At 67.5% G+C, this 22,315-nt stretch carries 22 protein-coding genes; 7 read left to right on the top strand and 15 right to left on the bottom strand.

The window, feature by feature from the left end:
* The first annotated feature begins 156 nt into the window (after window positions 1-156).
* The 3 genes from ACQY8M_RS01400 (at window position 157) to ACQY8M_RS01390 (ending at window position 1,683) form a co-directional block, all read left to right on the top strand.
* Window positions 157-297 carry a DUF433 domain-containing protein gene (locus ACQY8M_RS01400; protein WP_428668694.1) on the top strand — a complete coding sequence of 47 codons (141 nt, stop codon included), beginning with the start codon at window positions 157-159 and terminating at the stop codon, window positions 295-297.
* An 89-nt stretch (window positions 298-386) separates the two neighbouring features.
* Window positions 387-1,220, top strand: a complete 834-nt coding sequence (trpA, locus tag ACQY8M_RS01395) for a tryptophan synthase subunit alpha (protein ID WP_428668693.1) — start codon at window positions 387-389, stop codon at window positions 1,218-1,220.
* Between the two features lie 106 nt (window positions 1,221-1,326).
* Entirely contained in the window at window positions 1,327-1,683 is a 357-nt protein-coding gene (locus tag ACQY8M_RS01390) for a hypothetical protein (RefSeq protein ID WP_428668692.1), read from the top strand.
* Window positions 1,684-1,692: 9 nt separating this feature from the next.
* Here ACQY8M_RS01390 and ACQY8M_RS01385 read toward each other — a convergent pair whose 3' ends face one another.
* The gene (locus ACQY8M_RS01385; protein WP_428668691.1) at window positions 1,693-2,046 is read right to left on the bottom strand and encodes a nuclear transport factor 2 family protein; all 354 of its coding nucleotides are present in this window, start codon (window positions 2,044-2,046) and stop codon (window positions 1,693-1,695) included.
* 126 nt (window positions 2,047-2,172) lie between these two features.
* On the opposite strand from ACQY8M_RS01385, the gene ACQY8M_RS01380 reads away from it, so the two are divergent.
* Window positions 2,173-2,679 carry an Lrp/AsnC family transcriptional regulator gene (locus ACQY8M_RS01380; protein WP_428675287.1) on the top strand — a complete coding sequence of 169 codons (507 nt, stop codon included), beginning with the start codon at window positions 2,173-2,175 and terminating at the stop codon, window positions 2,677-2,679.
* Here ACQY8M_RS01380 and ACQY8M_RS01375 read toward each other — a convergent pair.
* On the bottom strand, window positions 2,646-3,299 hold the full coding sequence (locus ACQY8M_RS01375; protein ID WP_428668690.1) for an MBL fold metallo-hydrolase: 654 nt from the start codon (window positions 3,297-3,299) through the stop codon (window positions 2,646-2,648). The two genes, ACQY8M_RS01380 and ACQY8M_RS01375, sit on opposite strands and share 34 nt — an antisense overlap.
* 31 nt (window positions 3,300-3,330) lie before the next feature.
* Between ACQY8M_RS01375 and ACQY8M_RS01370 the strand changes: the two genes are divergently transcribed.
* From ACQY8M_RS01370 to ACQY8M_RS01360, 3 genes are all read left to right on the top strand, one after another.
* Window positions 3,331-4,554, top strand: coding sequence for a D-alanyl-D-alanine carboxypeptidase family protein (locus tag ACQY8M_RS01370; RefSeq protein ID WP_428668689.1), 1,224 nt, complete (start codon window positions 3,331-3,333; stop codon window positions 4,552-4,554).
* Between the two features lie 55 nt (window positions 4,555-4,609).
* On the top strand, window positions 4,610-5,503 hold the full coding sequence (accD, locus tag ACQY8M_RS01365; protein ID WP_428668688.1) for an acetyl-CoA carboxylase, carboxyltransferase subunit beta: 894 nt from the start codon (window positions 4,610-4,612) through the stop codon (window positions 5,501-5,503).
* A gap of 105 nt (window positions 5,504-5,608) precedes the next feature.
* The gene (locus tag ACQY8M_RS01360) at window positions 5,609-6,901 is read left to right on the top strand and encodes a bifunctional folylpolyglutamate synthase/dihydrofolate synthase (RefSeq protein WP_428668687.1); all 1,293 of its coding nucleotides are present in this window, start codon (window positions 5,609-5,611) and stop codon (window positions 6,899-6,901) included.
* Between the two features lie 9 nt (window positions 6,902-6,910).
* Here ACQY8M_RS01360 and trxA read toward each other — a convergent pair whose 3' ends face one another.
* From trxA to ACQY8M_RS01295, 13 genes are all read right to left on the bottom strand, one after another.
* Window positions 6,911-7,231, bottom strand: a complete 321-nt coding sequence (gene trxA / locus ACQY8M_RS01355) for a thioredoxin (protein ID WP_428668686.1) — start codon at window positions 7,229-7,231, stop codon at window positions 6,911-6,913.
* Between the two features lie 82 nt (window positions 7,232-7,313).
* Window positions 7,314-10,766: a double-strand break repair helicase AddA gene (gene addA / locus ACQY8M_RS01350; protein ID WP_428668685.1), complete on the bottom strand. Its 3,453-nt coding sequence runs from the start codon at window positions 10,764-10,766 to the stop codon at window positions 7,314-7,316.
* Window positions 10,763-13,690: a double-strand break repair protein AddB gene (gene addB / locus ACQY8M_RS01345; protein ID WP_428668684.1), complete on the bottom strand. Its 2,928-nt coding sequence runs from the start codon at window positions 13,688-13,690 to the stop codon at window positions 10,763-10,765. The genes addA and addB overlap by 4 nt, the downstream gene beginning before the upstream one ends.
* A complete protein-coding gene (locus ACQY8M_RS01340) occupies window positions 13,687-14,379 on the bottom strand; it encodes a nucleotidyltransferase family protein (RefSeq protein WP_428668683.1) in 693 nt (230 codons plus the stop codon). Before ACQY8M_RS01340 ends, addB begins: the two co-directional genes overlap by 4 nt.
* Complete coding sequence (locus tag ACQY8M_RS01335; protein WP_428668682.1) at window positions 14,376-15,371, bottom strand: aminoglycoside phosphotransferase family protein; 996 nt, start codon at window positions 15,369-15,371, stop codon at window positions 14,376-14,378. Before ACQY8M_RS01335 ends, ACQY8M_RS01340 begins: the two co-directional genes overlap by 4 nt.
* Window positions 15,364-15,768, bottom strand: coding sequence for a tRNA (adenosine(37)-N6)-threonylcarbamoyltransferase complex ATPase subunit type 1 TsaE (tsaE, locus tag ACQY8M_RS01330; RefSeq protein ID WP_428668681.1), 405 nt, complete (start codon window positions 15,766-15,768; stop codon window positions 15,364-15,366). Before tsaE ends, ACQY8M_RS01335 begins: the two co-directional genes overlap by 8 nt.
* A gap of 57 nt (window positions 15,769-15,825) precedes the next feature.
* Window positions 15,826-17,217, bottom strand: coding sequence for an adenosylhomocysteinase (ahcY, locus tag ACQY8M_RS01325; RefSeq protein ID WP_428668680.1), 1,392 nt, complete (start codon window positions 17,215-17,217; stop codon window positions 15,826-15,828).
* A 166-nt stretch (window positions 17,218-17,383) separates the two neighbouring features.
* Window positions 17,384-17,683, bottom strand: a complete 300-nt coding sequence (locus ACQY8M_RS01320) for an HPr family phosphocarrier protein (protein WP_428668679.1) — start codon at window positions 17,681-17,683, stop codon at window positions 17,384-17,386.
* On the bottom strand, window positions 17,680-18,084 hold the full coding sequence (locus ACQY8M_RS01315) for a PTS sugar transporter subunit IIA (protein WP_428668678.1): 405 nt from the start codon (window positions 18,082-18,084) through the stop codon (window positions 17,680-17,682). The genes ACQY8M_RS01320 and ACQY8M_RS01315 overlap by 4 nt, the downstream gene beginning before the upstream one ends.
* Window positions 18,081-19,055, bottom strand: a complete 975-nt coding sequence (gene rapZ, locus ACQY8M_RS01310) for an RNase adapter RapZ (protein ID WP_428668677.1) — start codon at window positions 19,053-19,055, stop codon at window positions 18,081-18,083. The genes ACQY8M_RS01315 and rapZ overlap by 4 nt, the downstream gene beginning before the upstream one ends.
* Window positions 19,052-19,489 (bottom strand): HPr kinase/phosphorylase, encoded by a 438-nt coding sequence (locus ACQY8M_RS01305; protein WP_428668676.1) that lies wholly within the window; start codon window positions 19,487-19,489, stop codon window positions 19,052-19,054. Before ACQY8M_RS01305 ends, rapZ begins: the two co-directional genes overlap by 4 nt.
* A gap of 106 nt (window positions 19,490-19,595) precedes the next feature.
* Window positions 19,596-21,272, bottom strand: a complete 1,677-nt coding sequence (locus tag ACQY8M_RS01300) for a stimulus-sensing domain-containing protein (RefSeq protein WP_428668675.1) — start codon at window positions 21,270-21,272, stop codon at window positions 19,596-19,598.
* Between the two features lie 273 nt (window positions 21,273-21,545).
* On the bottom strand, window positions 21,546-22,187 hold the full coding sequence (locus tag ACQY8M_RS01295) for a response regulator transcription factor (RefSeq protein ID WP_428675286.1): 642 nt from the start codon (window positions 22,185-22,187) through the stop codon (window positions 21,546-21,548).
* Window positions 22,188-22,315: the final 128 nt, after the last annotated feature.

Genomic DNA, 22,315 nt, shown 5'->3' with positions numbered 1-22,315 from the left:
CGCAGCGAAGGATCTCACCGACCGATCACACACCGGCCGCTTGGCTAGCGTGAGGTTCTTCGCTGCGCTCGGGACGACAGACTGGAGATAGTCATGCCCTTTGACTGGCGAGACCACATCGTTCGTGACCCGAGGATTTGCGGAGGTCTTCCGACAATGAGGGGGACACGGGTTCTGCTGCGCCAGCTTCTCGCGGACATGGCGACCGGAGCCGGGACGCCCGACATCATCGCCGCCTATCCGTCGCTTAACCCAGATCACGTCAAGGCCGCGATTGCCTTCGCGGCTGACGGCTGATGCGACATGACGAACCGCGTTGCTATCGTCGAAGATGAGCGCATCCGGATCAGGCCGCCGCTGGCCGTAATCACTTCCCAGGACCCGACATGAGCCGTATCGAGAAGCGTTTCGCCAAGCTCAAGGCCGACAAGCGTGCCGGGCTCGTGGCCTATATCAGCGCCGGCGATCCTGATGTTACGCTGGGCTATCAGATCCTGAAGGGCCTGCCGGGTGCCGGCGCCGATCTGATTGAGCTCGGCATGCCGTTCACCGACCCGATGGCCGACGGTCCGTCGGTCGACGCGGCTGGCCAGCGTGCGCTCAAGGCCGGCATCACGGTTGACGCGACTTTCGACATGGTGCGCCGTTTCCGCCAGGAGACCGGCGACAACGACACGCCGATCCTGCTGATGGGCTACTACAATCTCGTCTACCAGCGCGGCGTCGAGAAGTTCTGCAAGGATGCGGCGGCGGCGGGAGTCGACGGCTTCATCCTGGTCGATCTGCCGCCGGAGGAAGCCGACGCGATCAAGCCTCATGCTGCTGCTGCGGGCATCGATACGGTGATGCTGACGGCGCCGACGACCGACGACAAGCGCTTGCCGGCGGTGCTGAAGTACTCGTCGGGCTTCGTCTATTTTGTGTCGGTGCTCGGCATCACCGGCACCAAGTCGGCAAGCGAGGATGCGGTGCGCGAGCATGTCGCGCGCATCAAGCGTCACACCGCGCTGCCGGTCGGTGTCGGCTTCGGCATCAAGACGCCGGAGCAGGCGGCGATGATCGCGCGCCACGCCGATGCCGCCGTCGTCGGCTCGGCGATCGTCGACAAGGTCAAGGTTGCGCTCGACGAAAGCGGCAAGCCGAAAGCGGGCCTCGTCGACGGCGTTCTCACTTTCGTGAAGTCGCTCGCAAACGGCGTGCGGAGCATTCAAAAAGTGTAACGCAAACGTCTGTGATTAAAGGGGAACCGGCGTCATCGCGCCATTGTCTCGCCTGCTTCTCGCGCCCATATGCGCGCCAGTCGTTCGGTGAATCAGGAGGCGCAGAATGGAAAAGTCCACAGATCAGTTGGACAGGCTTCACCGAATTTTCACCGACGCGCTGGATCTTCTGGACACTCAAGGACGCGAGCCTGATCGCTGGGAAGAGGAGTGTCTTTCCTACGCGCTCGGTGCGATGGCGTGCGGCCTCTATCCAGCGGCCGAGGTGGAACTTGCGGCGTTCGCGCGCCCCGTGTCGCAGCGCTCGCCCGATGAGCTTGTCCTGCTCGACGGCAAGCCGCGCCGTTTCACCAAGGCAATGCTGCGTCACGGACTCGTCTATGTGCTGAACCGCAACAATCAGGCGCCGATGCCGGCGTCGAGTCATCTTGCGGTCAGGAATTTCCTCGGCGCGTCGCTTTGACGATGCGCGCTATGCGCGGTCGTGGGCGAAGAACACCTTGCTCGCGATCCGCCATTCTCCGTCACGTTGCAGCAGCACGAAGAAATCCGTGTAGCGGGTGCCGCGCCAATTGACGGCTTCGAGACGCGCCATTGCGGCCGTCCCCGAAACCTCGACAGTGGCGACCCGCGTCTCGAGATCAGGCGCAGGGCCGCCCGTCGCGATGAGGTCGCAAAACTCCTGTAGCGTCCAGTAGACCGGCTTGCCGCCATAGCTGCCGCGTACCGTTGCCTCGGCCATGAAGGCATCGCGCATCAGGCCGGGGGCACCGATTCGCGCGCCCTCGACGTACTTCTCGATCGCCTTCTCAATCTGCTCGTCCATCTCGTCGCTCCTCGCTTGGAGGACGTCCAGTCGCATGAGGCCCGGTGGCGAGTCCTTGCCGATTGAGCCAATATTCTTCCTCTAAAAGGCACATAGTGCCAATTGGAGGGCTTAACTTTGGCAGATGTGCTACTAGACGCGTTCGACCGCAAGATCATCGCCGCACTGCAGGCGGACGGCCGGCTGGCCAACGTCGATCTGGCGGAGAAGATCGGTCTCTCGCCCTCGCCCTGCCTGCGCCGGGTGAAGCGTCTGGAACGCGAGGGCTACATCGAGTCCTATCGCGCGTCGCTCGATCGCGCACGGATCGGCCTCGGCTTCACCGTCTTCGTCGGCGTGCGCATCGAGGGCCACGCCAACGATCGTGCCGGCTGCTTCGAGGATGCGGTGCTCGCCATGCCGGAAGTGATCGCCTGCCACATGGTTTCGGGCGCCGTCGACTATCTGCTCGAAGTCGTGGTGCCCGATCTGGCGGGCTACCAGAAATTCCTGATCGGCAAGCTGCTCGCCCTGTCGATGGTGCGCGAGGTGCAGAGCAGCATCGCGATCAACAGCCTGAAGGCCGGTGCGCCGCTGCCGCTCGATCATCTCGGCGTCGCTCAGTCGTCGTCGAACAGCAGGTCGGCGACGTAGGGGTTGGTCTTGCGTTCCCAGCCGAAGGTCGATGTCTGGCCGTGGCCCGGCACGAACTGGATGTCATCGCCCAGAGGCCACAGGCCGCTGCGGATCGAATTCACGAGCTGGTCGTGATTGCCGCGGGGAATGTCGCTGCGGCCGACCGAGCCGCGGAACAGCACGTCGCCCACGAAAGCGACTTTCGACGGCTTGTGCACGAACACGACATGGCCCGGCGTATGGCCGGGACAATGCACGACATCCAGGGTGAGATTGCCGAGGCTCACCGTCTCGCCATTTTCCAGCCAGCGGTCGGGCACGAACGGCTTGTAGGCTGGGAAATTGTACTTGCGGCCGGACTCGGGCAGCGCCTCGATCAGGAAGAGATCGTCGCGATGCGGGCCTTCGATCTTCACGCCATAGTGCTCGGCCATGGTGCCGGCGGCCGAGGCGTGGTCGACATGGCCATGGGTCAGCAGCACCTTGGTGATCTTGATGCCCTGATTTTCGATCTCCTGCCGGAGCAGGTCGAAGTCGCCGCCCGGATCGACGGCGGTGCCTTCCATCGTCTCGTCATCCCAGATGAGAGAGCAATTCTGCTGGAACGGCGTGACGGGGGCGATCAGGACCTTGAGCATGGAACCGATGTAATGGCATGAATCGCCTGGAATGAAACAGCGTTTTCCGGTCCGCGCCTTCGCCCTCTTCCTGGCGCTTTTTGCCTTGTCGGCCGGGCCGGCTGGAGCCCAACTCGCTACCGTTTCCTCGCCCTCGGGTCCGGTTGTCGCCGGGCCCTATCTGGTGGTCGATGCCGCCACCGGCGAGACGCTGCTGCAGCGCGACGCGGGCGCCGCCTGGTATCCCGCCTCGCTCACCAAGCTGATGACACTTTATCTCGTGTTCGAGGATCTGAAGGCCGGCCGGCTCACCCTGGCCACGCCGGTTCCGTTCTCGCAGCACGCCGCCAGCGCGTCGCCCTCGAAGCTCGGGATCGGCGTCGGTGGCTCGATAACCGTCGAGCAGGCCATCCAGTCCCTGGTCGCGCGCTCGGCCAACGACGCGGCCGTGGCGTTGGGAGAGAAGGTCTCCGGTTCGGAAGCAGCGTTCGCCCAGCGCATGACCCAGACGGCGAAACGGCTCGGCATGACGGCGACCGAGTTCCGCAACGCCAACGGCTGGCCCGACCCCGGCCAGGTCACGACGGCGCGCGACTTGGCGATCCTCACCCTCGCGCTGATGCGCGACGTCGGCGAGTACTATCCCTATTTCCAGACGCGCGAGTTCATGCTCGGCAAGCAGCGTATCGGCCCCGGCGTGAAGTTCGTCGAAATGTATGCACCCTATGCCGACGGACTGAAGACCGGCTTCATCTGCTCCTCGGGCTTCAACATCGTTGGCAGTGCGGTACGCGACGGCCGGCGGCTGATCGCCATCGCCTTCGGCTTCCGCCGTGCCGACCTGCGCGACGAGTTCCTGGTTCGGTTGTTCGACCAGGCGTTCGCACTGAAGACCGCCGGCAGCCGCCCGAAGATCTGGCAGGTGCCCAACGAGGCCGGCCATCCGACCACGGTGCTGAGCCAGGGCGAATGCGGCCTGATTCGCTACGACATGCCGGGCGATGCGGCATGGCTCGGCACCTACGGCGACTGGCGCACCGCGCGCAATGCCTACGACGTCGGCCAGGCCGAACTCGGCTCTTTCGGCGCCCGGCTCGGCAAGGAGTACATCCTGCCCGTCACGGTCAACAAGGCGACCCGCCAGGCCGCGATCATTGCCGACCTGGAGCCCGGCGCGGCGCAAAAGCTCTGCGCCCAGTACAGGGCGAAGAAATTGTTCTGCGAGGTGAAGAAACCGCAGGACTTCGTGGCGCCATTCTCTGGTTTCTGGCGTTGAGCAGGGTCGGTCTGCCAAGCTTGGCCCTCCAACCCTTTCGTGCGATACCCCGGCCATGAACTGGCTGACCAATTTCGTCCGTCCGAAGTTGCGCGCCCTTGTCACCCGCAAGGAGACGCCGGAGAACCTCTGGCTGAAATGCCCCAAGTGCGAGCAGATGCTGTTCGTGCGCGACTGGGAGGCCAATCAGGAGGTCTGCAGCCATTGCGGCCACCACATGCGCATCCGGCCGCTGAAGCGGCTGCCATTCCTGTTCGATGACGGCAGGTACGATCTGCATGCGCTGCCCAAGGTCACTCTCGACCCGCTGAAGTTCCGCGACACCGAACGCTACGACGCGCGCCTGAAGAAGGCGCAGGCGAAGGCCGAGCCCGGCACGAGCGATGCGCTGGTCGTGGCGAGCGGACTGATGGGCAATCGGACGACCATCGTCGCGGCGCTCGATTTCGGCTTCATGGGCGGCTCGATGGGCACCGCGGTCGGCGAAGGCCTGGTCATGGCGGCCGAGCTTGCGGTTGCGCGCAAGGCGCCGCTGATCGTCTTCTCGGCCTCCGGCGGTGCGCGCATGCAGGAGGGCATTCTTTCCCTCATGCAGCTGACCCGGACGACCATCGCGGTGCGCATGGTCAAGGCAGCGGGCCTGCCCTACATCGTAGTGCTGACCGATCCCACGACTGGCGGCGTGTCGGCCTCCTTCGCCATGCTGGGCGACATCCACGTCGCCGAGCCCGACGCCATCATCGGCTTTGCCGGGCCGCGCGTGATCCAGGACACGATTCGCCAGGAGCTGCCTCAGGGCTTCCAGCGCTCGGAATACCTGCTCGAGCATGGCATGGTCGATGCCGTCGTCCATCGCCACAAGCTGCGCGAAACGCTGATCCGGATGGTCACGCTGCTGATGGATCCGCTGGTCGTCGAGAACCGCAGCCTGGCCGTCGCCGGCCAATAGGATCATGTGGCTGGGAGCGCGGCTCTCCAGAGCCGCTCATGGGATGCGGCAAGCCCAAGGAAGAGCGGCTCTGGAGAGCCGCGCTCCCAGCGATGAGAGGCCGATGTGACCGAAGCGATCCTGCAGCGACTGATGCAGCTTTATCCGCGCGCCATCGATCTGGGGCTGGAGCGGATCGAGCGGCTGCTGGTCGAGATGGGCTCGCCGCATAAGAAACTGCCGCCCGTCGTCCATATCGCGGGTACCAACGGCAAGGGCTCGCTGGTCGCCTATCTACGCGCCATGTCGGAGGCGGCGGGCTATCGCGCGCATGTCTATACCTCGCCGCATCTGGTGCGCTTCAACGAGCGCATTCGCGTGGCCGGCCGGCTGATCGAAGACGACGAGCTCGCCGCTGTCCTGACCGAGTGCGAGGAGGTAAATGCCGGCAAGCCGATCACCTTCTTCGAGATCACGACCGTTGCCGCGTTCGTCGCTTTCGCCCGCGTTCCGGCGGACATCGCCATCCTCGAGGTCGGGATGGGCGGCCGGCGCGACACAACCAACGTCGTCGATCCCGCGCTCTGCGCGATCACGCCAATCGGCTACGACCACACCGGTTTCCTGGGGGACAGGCTCGAAGGCATCGCGGCCGAGAAGGCCGGCATCCTGAAGCACGGCGCGCCGGCGGTGATCGGACGCCAGCGCGAGGTGAGCGCCGAGGTCATCGCCGCCCAGGCCGCCAAGCTCGGCGTCCCGCTGTTCCGCATGGGCCGCGAATGGCAGATGGCGCCGGCGGAGGCGGGCTTTCGCTACGAAAGCGACCTGCTTACGCTCGACCTGCCGGCGCCCGCGCTCGTGGGCGCCCATCAGCTCGACAACGCCGCGACGGCAGTCGCCTGCATCGAGCGGCTGCGAGCGGCGAAGTTCGCCATCGACGACAAGGCGATCCGCGCGGGCCTGACGTCGGTGGAATGGCCGGCGCGTCTCCAGAAGCTCACGCGCGGACCTCTTGTCGAGGCGCTGCCGCCGGGCTGCGAGCTGTGGCTCGACGGCGGCCACAACGAGGACTGCGGCATCGCGCTCGCCCGCATGGCCAGCGACTGGGCGAAGGAGCCCGCGCCGCTGCCGCTCTATCTCGTGTTCGGCATGCTGACGACCAAGGATGCCTCGGGCTTCCTGCGGCCGCTGGCGCGCCATGCGCAGGCCGCGCGCGCCGTGCCGTTCCCCGAAGGTCACAGCGCCTACACCCCGGTCGAGGCCTGCGCGAAGGCGACCGAGGTCGGCCTCGACTGTGTGCCCACAAACGACATCGGCGCGGCATTGGAAGACCTGTTGGCCACCCAGCCTGCGCCGATGCGCATCCTGATCTGCGGTTCGCTCTACCTCGCCGGCGCGGTTCTCGCGCGCAACGGCTAGGAATTCAGCTCAAGCGACGTTGCTGTTGATCCAGCTCACCAGCTTCTGCTTCGGCTCGGCACCGATCTTGGTCGCGGCGACCTGGCCATTCTTGAACAGCAGCAGGGTGGGGATCGAGCGGACGCTGTAACGAGTCGGCACCATCGGGTTCTCGTCGATGTTGACCTTCACCACCTTGAGCTTGCCGTCCATGTCCTTGGCGATGTCCTCGAGCGCGGGACCGATCATGCGGCACGGACCGCACCACTCGGCCCAGAAATCGACGAGCACCGGCGTGTCGGACTTCAGGACTTCCTGCTCGAAGGAGGCGTCGGTTGCTTTGACGGTCATCGTAATCTCCAAAAAACAATTCTGCCGGTCGATGGACCGGCGCCACCCTTGTGGCAAAAGCTAGGAAGCGAGTCCGGGCAAGTCAAGGTGGCCCGGAGTAAGGCATTGAGCTGTCGAGCGTTTCAGCATCGATCTCCATCAACCGCGGCGTTGCCGTCCACAGCAGAAAAGCCCGCACACGGTGTGATGGATAGATTACACGTAACAGGGCGCGGTAAAGCGAGAGCTGCCGGCGATAGGCGAGCGCCACGCCCCCCGCCTCGGCCGGCGGCGGGCGATTGGTCTTGTAGTCCACGATCAGCACTTCGCGGGCAGTGACGGCGAGGCGGTCGACCTGACCGCTCACTGTGAATGTCCCGCGCGGGGTCTGCACCGAGCCGATCAGCGGCACCTCGGCGCGCGAGCCCTCGGCGAACAGCGCCTGGTGGCCGGGCGCTTCGGTGACGGCAAGTGCCTCGGCCGCCCAGGATGCGATCTCTTCCTCGCCGAGGCCATGGGCAGCCTGGGTGAGGAAGCGGCGCGCGGTCGCGACACGATCCGCCGCCGGCAGCGCCGGGAGGTGGCGCAGCAGCTCGTGCATCAGCCGGCCGCGTTGCCAGCGCCTGCGCTCGTCGGACGCGAGAGGGCTGAAGGCGCGCGACTCATTGCGCGCTTCGTCCGGCAGTGGCTGTGACGGCGCCAGCGGCGTGGGCGGATTGGGCTCGTCGGGCGCGGGAGCGCGCGCCCAAGGCTCGATCCGTGCCGTCGGTTCCAGTGCCAGCTCCTGCTGCTCGGGCACGACGACGCGACCGGCATTGACCAGCTCGTAACCGTCGCCCGACCAGCCGGCCGCGCCTAGCTGTGCGGTGAAGTCGAAGACCCTGGGGCTTGCGCGTTCCCGTGGCTCGACGCTCTCGCCGTCGACGCTGGCGGCAAGGCCGGCGGCGATGCGGTCGTACCAGCAGCCGGTGTCCTGTTTCTTCGTGCCGATCCAGCCGCCGACATAAAGTCGGTCCTCGGCGCGCGTCATGGCGACATAGAGCAGCCGGTTCTGCTCCTGCAACGAGCGCTCGCGCGCTTCGGCGCGCCAGGTGCGTGCCGCCTCGTTGGCATCGTCGCTGCGCGGCAGCCAGAGCCGCGTCTCGCCGTCCCTGGCGGCCAGCAGCCGGTCGGTGTCGCGCGGCACGCGGGTGGTGTCGGGCAGGTAGACGATCGGCGCCTGCAGGCCCTTCGAGGCATGCACGGTGAGGATGCGGACCTCCTGACGGCGGTTGGCGTCGAGGTCGCGCTTGATCTCCCCTCCGCCGGCTTCGAACCAGCGCAGGAAGCCCTGCAGCGAGCCCGCTTCGACTCGCTGGTACTGCAGTGCTCGCGCCAGAAGCTCGTCGATCGGATCGGATGCTTCGCGACCCAGTCTTTCGAGCAGTCGGCGCCGGCCGCCTTCGGGACCAAGTGCCTCGGCGAAGAAGTCGAACGGCGTGGTGAAGTCCGCGCGGGCGAGCCACCGCGACAGCTGCTCGTGCGCCGCGGCGAAGTCCGGCTCGCGCGCGCGGTCGCGCAGCGCGCGCCATAGGTGACCGGATCGGTTCCACGCCAGGGTGAAGAGCTTGTCCTCGTCGAGCCCGACCAGCGGCGACTTCAGCAGGCAGGCGAGGTTGAGGTCGTCCTGCGGCAGCAGCACGAAGCGCGCCATCGCCATCAGGTCCTGGATGGCGAGCTCCTCGCCCAGGTTCAGCCGGTCGACACCCGCCACCTGGAGCTGCTCGCGCTTCAGCTCGCGGACCAGCGCATTCACGAACGCGTTGCGCCGGCGCACCAGCACCATGAAATGGCCTTCGTGCAGCAGCTCGCCCTTGCGCGCGCGCCGCTCGTTGCCGATCAGGCCCTTGGCATGGACCGCGATCAGCCGCGCCAACCGCTGGTGCGGCGGCGTGAGCACGCCGCCGGGCGCCTCGACGGCGGTCGTGTCGGTCTCGACCTCCTCGGCGACGACCAGCGGCCAGAGCTCGACGCGGCCAGGATCCTGCTTGCGGCTGTGCTGGTGGTTCACCTCGCCCGGGGCGGCGAGGCCGCTGGCAGCGGCTTCCTCGCCGAACACCCAGTCGACCGCGTCGAGCACGGCCGGGGTCGAGCGGAAGGAGACGGTGAGGTTCACCGCCTCGAAGCCCTTGCGCGCGACCCGGATCGTGTCCTCGAACAAGCCGCGCATCTCGGAGAGTTTCGCCGGATCGGCGCGCTGGAAACCGAAGATCGACTGCTTGGTGTCGCCGACCACGAAGATCGTGCGTTCGCGGTCGACCGAGCCTTCGCCGGCGAAGAACTCGTCGGTGAGACGGCGGATCACCTCCCACTGGTCGGGGTTGGTGTCCTGCGCCTCGTCGACCAGCACGTGGTCGATGCCGCCGTCGAGCTTGTAGAGCACCCAGGAGGCGCTCTCGGCGCTCTCCAGCAGGCGGCGCGTGGCGACGATCAGGTCGTCGTAGTCGAGCCGCCCGCGGCGCCGCTTGGCGGCGGCGTAGCGGTGGGTGATGTCGAGGCCGAGCCGCAACAGCGCCACCGTGAGCTCGACCAGCGCCACGCCGCGCGCGCATTCGAGGCGCTCGGACTCGGCGCGCATGATGTCCTCGATGCCGGGAAGCCGTTTGATCGTGGGCTTGGTGGCCAGTGTCTTGCGAAGCTGGCCCTGGCCGGTGAAGAACACCGCGCGATAGGCGGGCAGCATTGCGTCGCGGTCGCAGTCGGCCGCCAGCCAGGCGACCATCGTCTCGCCGCGCGCGCTGTCGGTCTTGCCGCCGGCTTCGATCAGAGCGCGTGCCGCGGCCCTCAGGCCGGGCTCGTCGATCGCCGGCTCGATCTCGCACTGCAGCCGCCGGCGCAACCGTCGCGCGAGGCGCTTGAGGCCGGCCTCGTTGGCAACGCGTGCCAGGAGCCAGGCCCTCTCGCCCAGCAGCCGCTTCATCAGCTCGGCATACTCGGAAATCGAGATGCGGCGGGCGACCGTGTCCAGCGCCGTGCGCACCTCTTGCGGCGCGTCGGCGCGCGCCAGCGCCTCGATCTGCTCGTCCTGCGCCGCGCGCAGCAAGGTCGCCGCCTCGGCCTCGTCCAGCACTTCGAAGCCCGGCGTGACACCGGCCTCCAGAGGGAAGCGCTTCAGCAGCGCCTGGCAGAAGGCATGGATGGTGAGGATGTTGATGCCGCCCGGGGCGTCGAGCACGCGCGCGAACAGCCGGCGCGCCAGGCTGCGCTGCTCGGCCTGCGGGACCTCGTCGATCAGCGCGGTGATCTCCTTGCCGAGCGTCGCATCGTCGGCCATCGCCCAGCGGCCGAGCTGGCCAGCCAGGCGGTTGTGCATCTCCGCCGCCGCCGCCTTGGTGAAGGTGAGGCAGAGGATGCGCTCGGGCCGCACGCCCTCGAGCAGCAGGCGCGTCACCCGGTCGGTCAGCACCTTGGTCTTGCCGGTGCCGGCGTTGGCCTCGACCCAGGCGGAATGGCCGGGCGTGGTGGCCAGGCGCTGTGCCTCGCCAGCCATGCGAAGCGCGTCGAGCACGTCGCTCATTCCTCGCCCCCCGTCGTCGACCATTCGGCGACCCGCTCGAGATGCGCGTAGTCGTTGAAGTGGGGGATGAACTCGGGCCAGGGCAGGGCGGTGTAGGGCGTCGCCGGATTGCCGAAATGCTCGATCATCTTGTGCAGCAGCGCGATCATCGCCGCCACCAGCACCTCGCCGTCCTCGATTTCCTTGACCGCGCCGCCGTCGCCCAGGCCGTTGGCCTGCCAATAGGAAAGATGCACGGTGCGCACCGGCCCGTCGATGTTCTCGAACCGACCGTGCAGGGCGATCGCCGCTTCCAGCAGGAGCTGCGGCGCGAACAGGCCTTCGAGCTCCTTGGGCGAGGGCACGCGGCCGGTCTTGTAGTCGATGATCTCCCAGCCGCCCGGCTCGATCTCGTCGATACGGTCGGCGCGCGCCTCGACTGTCAGGGGGCCGAGCGATATCGATCCCTTGACCTCGCTCGCCAGCAGCTTCGTGCCGGCGCTGCGGCGCGCCGTCTCGGTGGCGATGAACCAGCGCGCCAGCCGCTGGAAGCGCGGCCACCAGAACGCGCGCTCGGCGGGCGCTGCGAGCACCGACGCGAGATGCCTCCCGGCCATGCGCTCGAAACGCTCCAGGGCATCGGAAGGCAGAGCGCCTTCCGGGAAGGCCTTCAGGAATTCGTCGAGCGCATCATGCAGGTGTTCGCCACGCTCGGCCGCCCCTAGCTCCTGTTCGAGTGGATCGAGGACCTTCAGGCCGAGGATCTTCCGGGCATAGAGGCCGTAAGGATCGCGCCGCCATTGCTCGATGTTCGACAAGGAAAGGATCTTCGGGCGCGCGTCGAGAGGCGGGCGCGGCTCGGGCCGTGGCCACGGCCTGTAGTCCGCATCGTCGAACGTCTCCGCCCAGGCGACGTAGGTGCGCCGGCCGCGCTGGATATATTCCGGCGGGGCTGCCGGACTGTGCGGGTCGTAGCCGAACAGCGCATCGAGCCGCGCCAGCCAGCGCGACGGCACGGTCGGCGCGCCGCCTTCGCGTTCGGAGCGGGTGAGCAGCACGCGCTCGGCTGCCAGCGCCGCGGCGAAGTCGTGCGCCGAGAGGCCGATGCGCCGCTCGGGCTGCGGCAAACCGAGCGCGGCGCGCATCGGCCGGTTGATCCAGGGGCCGGTCTCGACCGCCGGAGGCCAGCTGCCTTCGTTCAGCCCGCCCAGCACCAGCAGGTCGGCGCGCTGCAGACGCGCTTCGAGCGGTCCCCAGATCGCGAGGCGCGGATGACGCCCGAAACGCGGCCGGATTGTCTCGGTCGCGAGCATCGTCGCCAAGAGCGCCGGCCATTCGCCGCCGCCGACCGGCGAGCGGCCGGTCCATGCCGCGCCCAGCCGCGCCAGCACGTCGGCGAGCGCCTCTCCGGCCTCGCCTGTCCATAGCGCATCGCCTGGCACGCACCGTTCTGCCGCCGCGATGCTCGCCTCCAGCAGCGCATGTGGCGAGGCGCCGTCGGCCATGGCGGCGACGAGGTCGGTGGTCGCTGCATGCAGGCGCTCGACCAGGTCGATGACCTGGCGCCGGTCGCCTTCGCTGCCGAACTTGCAGTCGGCCACGCGGAGTCGGAGCGACCCGACGCCCGATTCGGGCTTGAGGCCACGCAGGCATTTGCGGTCAAGGCGGCGAGCGGCCTCGAGCAGCTCGGCGCGCGACAGGCCCAGCGTGCACAGGGGGTGCTTGAGCAGCGCCAGCAGGTCGATCGGTGCGAAGCCCGAGTCGACGGCGGCGACCAGCGCACGCAGCAAGGTCGCGGGCGGGGTGTCGGCAAGGCTATGGCCGGCCGAATCGTCGATGTCGATCTTCCAGCGTCGCAGCTCGGCCGTGACGCGGCGCGCCAGATCGCGGTCGGGCGTCACCAAGGCGGCGGTACGCCCGCGAGTCTCCAGCGCCTCGCGCAGGGCAAGCGCGATCACCAGCGCCTCCTGATGCGGCGTTGCGCAGTCGGCGCGGGTCACGTGATCGAGCGCGGCGGGTTCGGGCCGCTGCCAGGCGTCGGTGGTCTCGGCCGGTCGCATCAGCTCGGCGATCAGCTGGCGACGTGCAGGATCGCCCGACCCGCCGGGCCAGTCGCCAACGTCCTCGCGGGCGCAGTCCAGCGCGAGCAGCAGGTCGCGCAGGCCGAACTGCGGATGGGTAGGGTCGAGTTTCGTCCAGCTCTCCTCGTCGATCTCGCGATCGAGGCCGGGCAATACGACGATGCCCTGCGGCAATCCGGAGATCGCGGCCAGGAGATCGCGCGTCGCGGGCTGCGAGCCTGTAGAGCCGGCCGCGATCACCGGCGTCGCGGGCGGACGCTCACGCCAGCGCGCGGCCTGGGCGCGGATCGAGCGGGTGCGCCGGTCGAGCGCGTCGATCTGGCCGCGTTCGGCCAGCATATTCGGCCAGTGCTCGCCGATGATGGCGAGGAACTCGAGCGTGCGACGCCAGTGCGTGGCGAAATTGCCCTCGACCAACGCCTCGAGGCGGTCGAACGGCACGCCATCGATTGCCAGCTCATCGAGCAGGCTCGCCAGCTCGCGCGCGAGCTTCAGCGCCTGAGCGGCCGACTGCGCGATCGGCTGACCATCGTCGCCCTTGAAGGCGGCGACCAGCTCGGTGAGCAGCGCCTCGCGCTCGGAGCCGTCGATGGCCGGCGGCAGGGAGAGTGCGTCGTTGCCCGACAGCCCCTCCCAGTCGCTCTCGTCGAGGTCGCCAAGCGGCGCCATGCGGGGCAAGAGGGTGGGCTTGCCTCCGGTGGCGCGCAGGAAGGCCTCGCGCAAGGCACGCACCGACCGGCGCGTCGGCACCAGGATCAACGTGTCCGCCAGCGTCAGCGGATCGCGGCCGAGTTCGGCCAGCACGCCGGCTGCCAGTTCGTCGGCGAAGCGGCGATCGATGCCGATCGAATAAACGCCCTTCACAGCAGCGCCCGCTCGGCTGCGGCGAGTGCCTGCGGCGTACCGACATGGAACCACTGCCCGTCATGGACGAGGCCGAAGAGGCGGCCTGCCGCTTCGGCACGGCTCCAGAGTTTCAGCAGCGAGAACGGGCCGTCGGGTGAGTCGTGCAACAGGCGAGCGTCGCACACCGATACACTGGCAAAGAGATAAGGCGCGCGGTCTGCTGCAGCGCGATGGCGTGCACGGTTATCAGCGTCGAGGAAATAGTCGCCGCGATCTTTGGTTTCCCGGCCGATCGCCGCTTCCAGCGGATGGAGCAGCAGCAACGCGTCCATGCGCGCGGGATCCCAGAGCGCTTCCATGCGCGACAGCATCGGCGTCGCGCCGTCGCGCCACAAGCCGTCGCCGTTGAGGATGAAATATGGCCCGTCGCCCAGCAGCGGCAGGGCGTTCTTCACGCTGCCGCCGGTCTCGAGCAGCCGGTCCTCCCGCACGATCCGCGCGCGGCCGTCGAGGTGCGCCGCGATCTGCTCGCCGAGGTGATGGACGTTCACCACGACGTTGTCGACGCCGTGCGCGGCGAGGCGGTCCATCGCGCGGTCGAGCATCGATGAACCGGCGACCGGGATCAGCGGCTTGGGCATCGAATCGGTCAGCGGCCGCATGCGCTCGCCGCGGCCGGCCGCCAGGATCATGGCGGTGCGGATCACGGTGCCCCGATGCGCCGCAGCGGCGGCGGCAGATGCCGGTCGACCCAGAGGCGCAAGGGTTCGAGCGCGGGATGTTCCAGCGACCGCTCGAACATTCGCCAGACGCGCGGCAGGTGGGCCAGATACTCGGGCTTGCCGTCGCGCCTCAGCAGACGGACGAACAGGCCGATGATGCGGGCATGGCGCTGCGCGGCCATCAGCGCGAAGCCGGTGCGGAAGTCTCTGGCATCGAGGCCGGTGGCGGCGAGATAGCGCTCGGTGCAGGCGGTCCGTACCGCCGACGCCACGTCGCGTCGTGCGTCCTCGATCAGCGAGACCAGATCGTAGGACGGATGGCCCCGTTGCGCGTCCTGGAAATCGAGCAGGCCGCAGGCGCGCACACCGGGTCGCGCTGGCAACCACAGAAGATTGTCCTTGTGATAGTCGCGCAGCAGCAACGTGCCGGCGCTCGGGGGCAGTGCGGCGAGGCAGGAACGCCAGGCGGCACGATAGTCTTCAATCTGCTCCGCCGTCGTCGTGCGGCCGCTCGCTTCGGGCAGGTACCATTCGGCGATCAGCATAGCGGCGTCGATCAATGCCTCGCCCTCGTAGCCGCCCAGGTCCGGGAGCAGTCCGTGATTGGGCGCGGCATGGACGGCGACCAGCACGTCTGTGGCGCGGGTGTATAGCTCGGCCTCGTCGCCGCCCGCCGCAAGTACACGGGCGAAGGTGTCGTCGCCCAGATCCTCCAGCAACAGGAAGCCATTGGCGGCATCCTCGGCGAAGATCTCCGGCGCGCTGAGTCCCATTGCCAGGAGATGGCGGCCGATGCGCACGAACGGCCGGACGTCCTCCTGCGGCGCCGGCGCGTCCATCACCACGGCGGTGCCGCCGGGGCGAGTCAGGCGATAATACTTCCGGAACGAGGCATCGCCCGCCAACAGGCGCTCCTCGGCATCGCTCCAGCCGGCGCGATCGATGAAATCAGCGCGCAAGGCGCTGCGGTCAGACATCGAGGAGCGCGTGCCGTCCATCACCATCCACTTCCAACGTGACACTGAGATGCCGGGGCAGGAGCGATCCGAGTCGTTCCGGCCATTCGACGATCGAGATGCCCTCGGCCAAAGCCTCCTCCCAGCCGAGCTCGAAGACCTGCTCGGGTGTCTCCAGCCTATAGAGATCGAAGTGCCAGAAGCTGCCGCGCGGCGTTTCGTAGACCTCGACCAGGGTGAAGGTCGGGCTGGGAACGATCAGCCGTTCATCCCCCGCCGCCGCCCGCAGGATCGCCCGGGCGAGCGTCGTCTTGCCCGCGCCGAGGTCGCCCTTCAGCCCGACGACGTCGCCGATCCGCAGACGCGCGGCGAGCGTGGCGCCGAGCTGGTCGGTCGCGCGTTCGTCAGGCAGGGACATTGAAAAAGCCGGCATCTTTCGATGCCGGCTTTCTAGCACGTGAGCGCCTGTGGGCAGTTAGTAGCGGTAGAGGTCGCCCTTGAACGGGCCGGCTTCGGGCACGCCAATGTACTTGGCCTGGTCGGGCCGGAGCTTGGTCAGCTTGGCGCCGACCTTCTCGAGGTGGAACGCCGCGACCTTCTCGTCGAGGAACTTCGGCAGGGTGTAGACCTTCTTCTCGTACTTGCCCGGGTTGGTCCAGATCTCGATCTGCGCCAGTGTCTGGTTCGAGAACGAGGCCGACATCACGAAGCTCGGATGGCCCGTGGCGTTGCCCAGGTTCACCAAGCGGCCTTCGGACAGGACGATGATGCGCTTGCCGTCGGGGAACTCGACCTCGTCGACCTGCGGCTTCACGTTGTGCCACTTGAAGTTGCGCAGGTTGGCGATCTGGATCTCGCTGTCGAAGTGGCCGATGTTGCAGACGATGGCGCGGTGCTTCATCGCCTTCATGTGGTCGAGCGTCAGCACGTCGACGTTGCCGGTTGCGGTCACGAAGATGTCGGCGCGCGGCGCGGCGTCTTCCATCGTGACGACCTCGTAGCCTTCCATCGCCGCCTGCAGGGCGCAGATCGGATCGACCTCGGAGACCATCACGCGGCAGCCGGCCTGCCGCAGAGAAGCGGCGGAGCCTTTACCCACGTCGCCGAAGCCCGCGACCATCGCCACCTTGCCCGACATCATCACGTCGGTGCCGCGGCGGATGCCGTCGACCAGCGATTCGCGGCAGCCGTAGAGGTTGTCGAACTTCGACTTGGTGACAGAGTCGTTGACGTTGATGGCGGGCCACAGCAGCTTGCCCTCCTTCTCCATCGTGTAGAGACGATGCACGCCCGTGGTGGTCTCCTCGGTGACGCCCTTGATGGCGGCGCCGAGCTTGGCGTACCAGCCGGGCTTCTCCTTGTTGGTCTTGAGGATCGCCTTGTAGAGGACTTCCTCCTCCTCGTTGGTCGGCTTTGATACCAGCGACGGATCCTTTTCCGCGCGGATGCCGAGGTGGACCAGCAGCGTGGCGTCGCCGCCGTCGTCGAGGATCATGTTCGGCGCGCCGCCGTCACCCCATTCGAATATCTTGTGGGTGTAATCCCAATATTCCTCGAGGCTCTCGCCCTTCACGGCGAACACCGGCGTGCCCGACTGGGCGATCGCGGCGGCGGCGTGGTCCTGGGTCGAGTAGATGTTGCACGACGCCCAGCGCACGTCGGCACCCAGCACCTTCAGCGTCTCGATCAGCACGCCGGTCTGGATGGTCATGTGCAGCGAACCCGCGATGCGCGCGCCCTTGAGCGGCTTCTTGGGGCCATATTCCTTGCGGATCGCCATCAGGCCGGGCATCTCGGTCTCGGCCATGTCGAGTTCCTTGCGGCCCCAATCGGCCAGCCCGATATCCTTGACGATGTAGTCGGCCATGCGGCGCTCCCGGCGGTTTTGTTGGGGTGGAAACCGCGCCGTGTTTAACAGCGGCTTCCGACCGCCTCAACGCGCCAGATCAACATATAAGCAAGAATTTATGGCGATATGTCCGAGGCTTTATGCGCTCAACGGATGGCGCGAAGGAGGCGCGCGGTTCAATGAATCAATCCTCGCCGAACTTGCCTTCGACCAGGGCCGACAACGCGGTCATGGCTTCGAGGGCTTGGCGGCCGGCGCAGGAGAGTTCGATCGAGCTGCCGATACCGGCTGCCAGCATCATCAGCCCCATGATCGACAGGCCGGAGACGTCCTGGCCCTTGAAGCTGACCCGGATGGCGGCGTCGAACTGGCCGGCGGTGCGGACGAACTTGGCGGCGGCACGGGCATGCAGGCCGCGTTTGTTGCCGATCGCGAGCGTGCGCCTCAGGGGGCCGGGCGCCACGTTGCCCGCGGCACTCGTCACGAGGCTTCCTTGGCCAGGATGCGGGAGGCGACGGTGATGTATTTGCGCCCGGCCTCCTGGGCCATGCGCACCGCCTCGGCGATCGGCCGGTTGCGCACCGAGGCGAGCTTCACCAGCATCGGCAGGTTGACGCCCGCGAGCACCTCGATGCGTGCATGCTCCATGATGGAGATCGCAAGGTTCGAGGGCGTGCCGCCGAACATGTCTGTCAACACGATCACGCCGTCCCCCGTATCGCAGGCGCGCGCGCGTTCGAGGATCTCGTTACGGCGCTTTTCCATATCGTCATCGGCGCCGATACACACCGGTGAGATGCATTGCTGCGGACCGACGACATGCTCGAGCGCGGACAGGAATTCACGCGCCAGATTGCCGTGGGTTACGAGTACGATGCCAATCATACGCCCCCGCCAGAAACACTCGCCGCCCCTTGTCCCCCCCGGACATCGGTATCGCGGTGCATCAGAGTGACCGAGCGGCCGGCGCTTCGCAACCAGTCTGCAAGCCGTTCGGCGACCGCGATCGAGCGGTGCCGCCCCCCGGTACAGCCCACCGCGATGGTCAGATAACTCTTGCCCTCGGCGTCGAAGCGCGGGAGCAGCGGGCCGAGCAACCCCTCCAGCCGACCGACGAACGGCTCGTAGTCCGGGTCAGTGGCGATGAACTCGACGACCGGCCGGTCGATGCCGGTCAGCCCTTTCAATTCGGGCACATAGTGCGGATTCTTCAGGAATCGGACATCGAACACGAGGTCCGATTCGCGCGGCACGCCGCGGCGATAGGAGAACGACATCACGGCGATTGTCATGCCCACCTTGTTGCCGAGGGCGAAATGGCCGGCGAGGATCTGTTTGAACTGGTGCGGCGAAAGCGCCGAGGTGTCGATAACCACGTCCGCTGCGTCACCCATCCAGCCGATCTGGCGGCGCTCGTCGACGATGCCGTCGATCACCGGGCGGTCGGGCGCCATCGGATGGGGGCGCCGAGATTCGGTGTAACGGCGCTGCAGGATCTCGCTGTCGCAATCGAGATAAAGCAGGCGCGCGGCCAGATCGGGCCGTTGCCGAAGCTGCCCCAGGCGCCGCACCAGATCCTTCGAATCGAAGCCGTAGGTCCTCGTATCGACGCCGAAGGCGAGCGGCACGGCCATCTCGCCCAGGCTTCCTGCCGTGGAGCGCATCAGGTCGCCGAGCAGCGGCAACGGCACGTTGTCCACCGCGACGTAGCCGAGATCCTCCAGGACATGAAGAGCCGTGAGGCGGCCCGCACCGCTCAATCCTGTAATCACGACGAAGGGGCGACGCGCAGGGCGTTCGGCGAGGGATGTGGAGGAACTCGGGCTATCGGGCATGGCTACAACAGCTACGATCATGTGGCCCCGATTCGGCCCAAGGCAAGACGCAACTTTGCGACCGACGAGGCTTCGAATGGGGCGAGGTCGAGGCGGGGCAGGTCGACCTCCTGCAGCGTCTCGAGCGCCGGCTCCGGCAGGCGCTCGATCCTGTCGGGGCTGACGAGGTCGACCAGCAGGGCGACCGGCGCGCGTGCCAGCAACTGGCTGCGGCGCAGCTCGAGGATACCGACGCCGCGCACCTCGATCATGCCGGCGAGCGCCGGCGGCGGGCTGGCGATCAGAACGCGGCCGACCTTGGCGACGTGGGTCTGGTCGTCGGCCACGAGCCGGCCGCCGGCCTCGACCAGGCGCAGCGCGAGGTCGGACTTGCCCGCTCCTGACGGGCCACGCAACAGTATCGCCTGCCAGCGTTTGCCGGTTCGCAGGGCAACGCAGGTGGCATGCACGAACATCAGCGGGCCTCGCGGCACCGCTCATATGGACCGCGCGCATCCTGCGCGCTCAGGATCATGAGCGCGCAGGATGCGCGCGCTCCACGTGAGAGACTTCGCAACAGGCTCATGACGCGGCCGGGACGCGGACGGTGAAGCGGGCGCCGACGATCTTGCCGTCTGCTGCCTTGCGGTTGGTAGCGGTGATCGAGCCTCCGTAGGTCTCCATGATCTGGCGGCAGATCGACAGGCCCAGTCCCGAGTGCTGGCCGAAATTCTCGGTTGGCCGCTCGGAATAGAACCGCTGGAAGATCGATTCGAGATTGTCCTCGGGAATGCCCGGTCCCTCGTCGTCGACGGTGACGACGAACGGCCCCTTGCGCGGCTCGCGAGTCAGCTCGACGACGATGCGCGAGCCGGACGGGCTGAACGACAAGGCGTTGTCGATGACATTGCGGAATACCTGGCCATAACGGCCGTCATGGCCGTGCGCGTCGTACGGCGGGTTGGCCGACAGGCGCAGCTCGACCTCGACACCCGCCTTCTGCGCCGTGACGGCAGCGTAATGCCGCACCATGTCGCCCAGCAGCACCTTGAGATCGACCGTCTTGACTTCGCCGCGCATCAGCTCGGCGTCGAGCCGAGAGGCGTCGGAGATGTCGGAGATCAGCCGGTTCAGCCGCTCGATGTCCTCGACCACGATGGCCATGAGCTTGGCCCGCCGGTCGGCCGCGAGGTCGGGGCGCGCCGCCACTTCGATCGCCGACCGCAGCGAGGTAAGCGGGTTCTTGAGCTCGTGCGCCACGTCGGCGGCGAAGCTCTCGATGGTGTTGATGCGCTGCCACAGCGCCTCGGTCATCGAGCGCAGCGCGTCGTTGAGGTCGCCGATCTCGTCGCCGCGCTTGCCGAGATCGGGAATCTCCGGCCGGCTCTCGCGAGCGAGGCGGATCTCGTCGGCGGCGCGGGCGAGCCTGACGATCGGCTGGGTGATGGTGCTGGCGAGGTAGAGCGACAGCAGCACGGTGATGCCGAGCGCCGCCACCGCGATGGTCAGCATGTCGTAGCGTACCTCGCGCAGCGAGGCCGCGATCGCGCGGTTGTCGCGCGTCAGCACCAGCGCACCGATCACCTGCTTGTAGCGCTGCACCGGCACGGCGGCGCTCAGCAGCAGCCGTCCTTCGCCAGCGATCCGTACCGCCGAGGCGTTGAAGCCGCGCAACGCGCTGGCGGCCTCGGGAAAGTCGCGCAGGGTCGGTGCCGGACGCTCGATGTATTCGGGGAAGCGATCGGAGCGCGAGAGCTGATGCGCGATCCAGTCGCCGATCCGGTCGGCCCAACGCCGCGGGGGAGGCGCCTCCGGTTCCTCGGGCGGCGGCAGGGGGGAAACGTGGATGCGGCCGGTGTCGCTCAGCACCGCGGAATCGCCCAACAGCTCGCCGGTCTCGCTGAACAGCCGCGCGCGCACACCGGTCGGCCGGACCAGCCGGGTCAGCAGCTGGCGCGCCGCCTCGGCATCAAGCCGGTTGACGGTGGTCTCGCCGCCGACGACCGCGACCTCGCCGATGCCGGCCGACACCATCTCGCCCTGCACCAGCAGCGAGGCGAGTTCGGCGTCGATCAGCTCGTCCTCGTAGTCGCTGAGATAGACCGCGCCCAGCGCCAGCAGCGCCACCGGCACGATGTTGAGCAGCAGGATGCGGCGGGTGAGCGGCGAGTGCCGCCGGCTGTGGCGCCGGCGGCGGCGCAGCATCGACGGCGTCTCGCGCCGCGTTATCGTCCGGACGCGCCGGCGGAACTTCGGCACCAGGCGTCGCAGCAGCCGGAGAAGCGACGCGACGTCCTTCCTTGCCGGCTTTGCCGGGGAGGCTTCGCGCTCGTCCGCAGCGGAAGGATCATGAGCCGTCATTTGCCAAGGCGTCGATCATATTCCTCCCTGCGCGTCAGCGCGGGGAGATGGCGCGGCAATCCGCGACGGAGGGGTCGCAGGCCGTATGGACGTCGTGGCTCATGACCCCCCCGCCCCAGCGGGGCACCTCCCCGGCTGCGCCAGGGAGGAACGGCACAGAGCCGATCGCCCTCAGGCGGCGTCGCGGTAGCGATATCCGATGCCATACAGGGTTTCGATCTGCTCGAACTCGCCGTCGACCTCGCGGAACTTGCGGCGCACCCGCTTGATGTGGCTGTCGATCGTGCGGTCGTCGACATAGATCGTCTCGCCGTAGGCGGCATCCATCAGCTGGTCGCGGTTCTTGACGTGACCGGGCCGCTCGGCGAGCGACTTCAGCAGCAGGAACTCGGTGACCGTCAAGTGTACTTCCTTGCCCTTCCAGGTGCACTGGTGGCGGCTCGGGTCGAGCACCAGCTCGCCGCGCACGATGCGCTCTGCCTGGCCCTCGCCCTTCGGCCCGCCGCCGTCGGCGCGGCGCAGCACGGCGCGGATGCGCTCGAGCAGCAGGCGCTGGGAGAACGGCTTGCGGATGAAATCGTCGGCACCCATGCGCAGGCCGAGCACCTCGTCGATCTCCTCGTCCTTCGACGTCAGGAAGATCACCGGGAACTGCTGCGTCTTGCGGATGCGATTCAGGAGCTCCATGCCGTCCATGCGCGGCATCTTGATGTCGAAGATCGCCATGTCGGGCGGGGTCTGGTTGAGCCCCTCGAGCGCCGCGGCGCCATCGGAATAGGTCTTCACCTGGAAGCCTTCGGCTTCCAGGAGCATTGAGACGGAGGTCAGGATGTTGCGGTCGTCGTCGACCAGGGCGATGTTCTTGCGCACGGTGGGGGAATCTCCTGCTCTCTCGGCGGCTTGGTCGGCAACGTTACCACAGACTGGCGGTTGCTGTTTCT

The organism is Reyranella sp. (genome assembly GCF_965279465.1).
GTDB lineage: Bacteria > Pseudomonadota > Alphaproteobacteria > Reyranellales > Reyranellaceae > Reyranella.
This window is presented reverse-complemented; position numbering and strand designations above follow the sequence as displayed.

What these genes read in the sequence shown, in the direction of transcription:
- ACQY8M_RS01400 (WP_428668694.1), top strand. Translation starts at nt 157, where the DNA reads ATGAGGGGGACACGGGTTCTGCTGCGCCAGCTTCTCGCGGACATGGCG.
- trpA (WP_428668693.1), top strand. Translation starts at nt 387, where the DNA reads ATGAGCCGTATCGAGAAGCGTTTCGCCAAGCTCAAGGCCGACAAGCGT.
- ACQY8M_RS01390 (WP_428668692.1), top strand. Translation starts at nt 1,327, where the DNA reads ATGGAAAAGTCCACAGATCAGTTGGACAGGCTTCACCGAATTTTCACC.
- ACQY8M_RS01385 (WP_428668691.1), bottom strand. Translation starts at nt 2,046, where the DNA reads ATGGACGAGCAGATTGAGAAGGCGATCGAGAAGTACGTCGAGGGCGCG.
- ACQY8M_RS01375 (WP_428668690.1), bottom strand. Translation starts at nt 3,299, where the DNA reads ATGCTCAAGGTCCTGATCGCCCCCGTCACGCCGTTCCAGCAGAATTGC.
- ACQY8M_RS01370 (WP_428668689.1), top strand. Translation starts at nt 3,331, where the DNA reads ATGAAACAGCGTTTTCCGGTCCGCGCCTTCGCCCTCTTCCTGGCGCTT.
- accD (WP_428668688.1), top strand. Translation starts at nt 4,610, where the DNA reads ATGAACTGGCTGACCAATTTCGTCCGTCCGAAGTTGCGCGCCCTTGTC.
- trxA (WP_428668686.1), bottom strand. Translation starts at nt 7,231, where the DNA reads ATGACCGTCAAAGCAACCGACGCCTCCTTCGAGCAGGAAGTCCTGAAG.
- addA (WP_428668685.1), bottom strand. Translation starts at nt 10,766, where the DNA reads ATGAGCGACGTGCTCGACGCGCTTCGCATGGCTGGCGAGGCACAGCGC.
- ACQY8M_RS01335 (WP_428668682.1), bottom strand. Translation starts at nt 15,371, where the DNA reads ATGTCTGACCGCAGCGCCTTGCGCGCTGATTTCATCGATCGCGCCGGC.
- tsaE (WP_428668681.1), bottom strand. Translation starts at nt 15,768, where the DNA reads ATGTCCCTGCCTGACGAACGCGCGACCGACCAGCTCGGCGCCACGCTC.
- ahcY (WP_428668680.1), bottom strand. Translation starts at nt 17,217, where the DNA reads ATGGCCGACTACATCGTCAAGGATATCGGGCTGGCCGATTGGGGCCGC.
- ACQY8M_RS01315 (WP_428668678.1), bottom strand. Translation starts at nt 18,084, where the DNA reads ATGATTGGCATCGTACTCGTAACCCACGGCAATCTGGCGCGTGAATTC.
- rapZ (WP_428668677.1), bottom strand. Translation starts at nt 19,055, where the DNA reads ATGATCGTAGCTGTTGTAGCCATGCCCGATAGCCCGAGTTCCTCCACA.
- ACQY8M_RS01305 (WP_428668676.1), bottom strand. Translation starts at nt 19,489, where the DNA reads ATGTTCGTGCATGCCACCTGCGTTGCCCTGCGAACCGGCAAACGCTGG.
- ACQY8M_RS01295 (WP_428675286.1), bottom strand. Translation starts at nt 22,187, where the DNA reads ATGCTCCTGGAAGCCGAAGGCTTCCAGGTGAAGACCTATTCCGATGGC.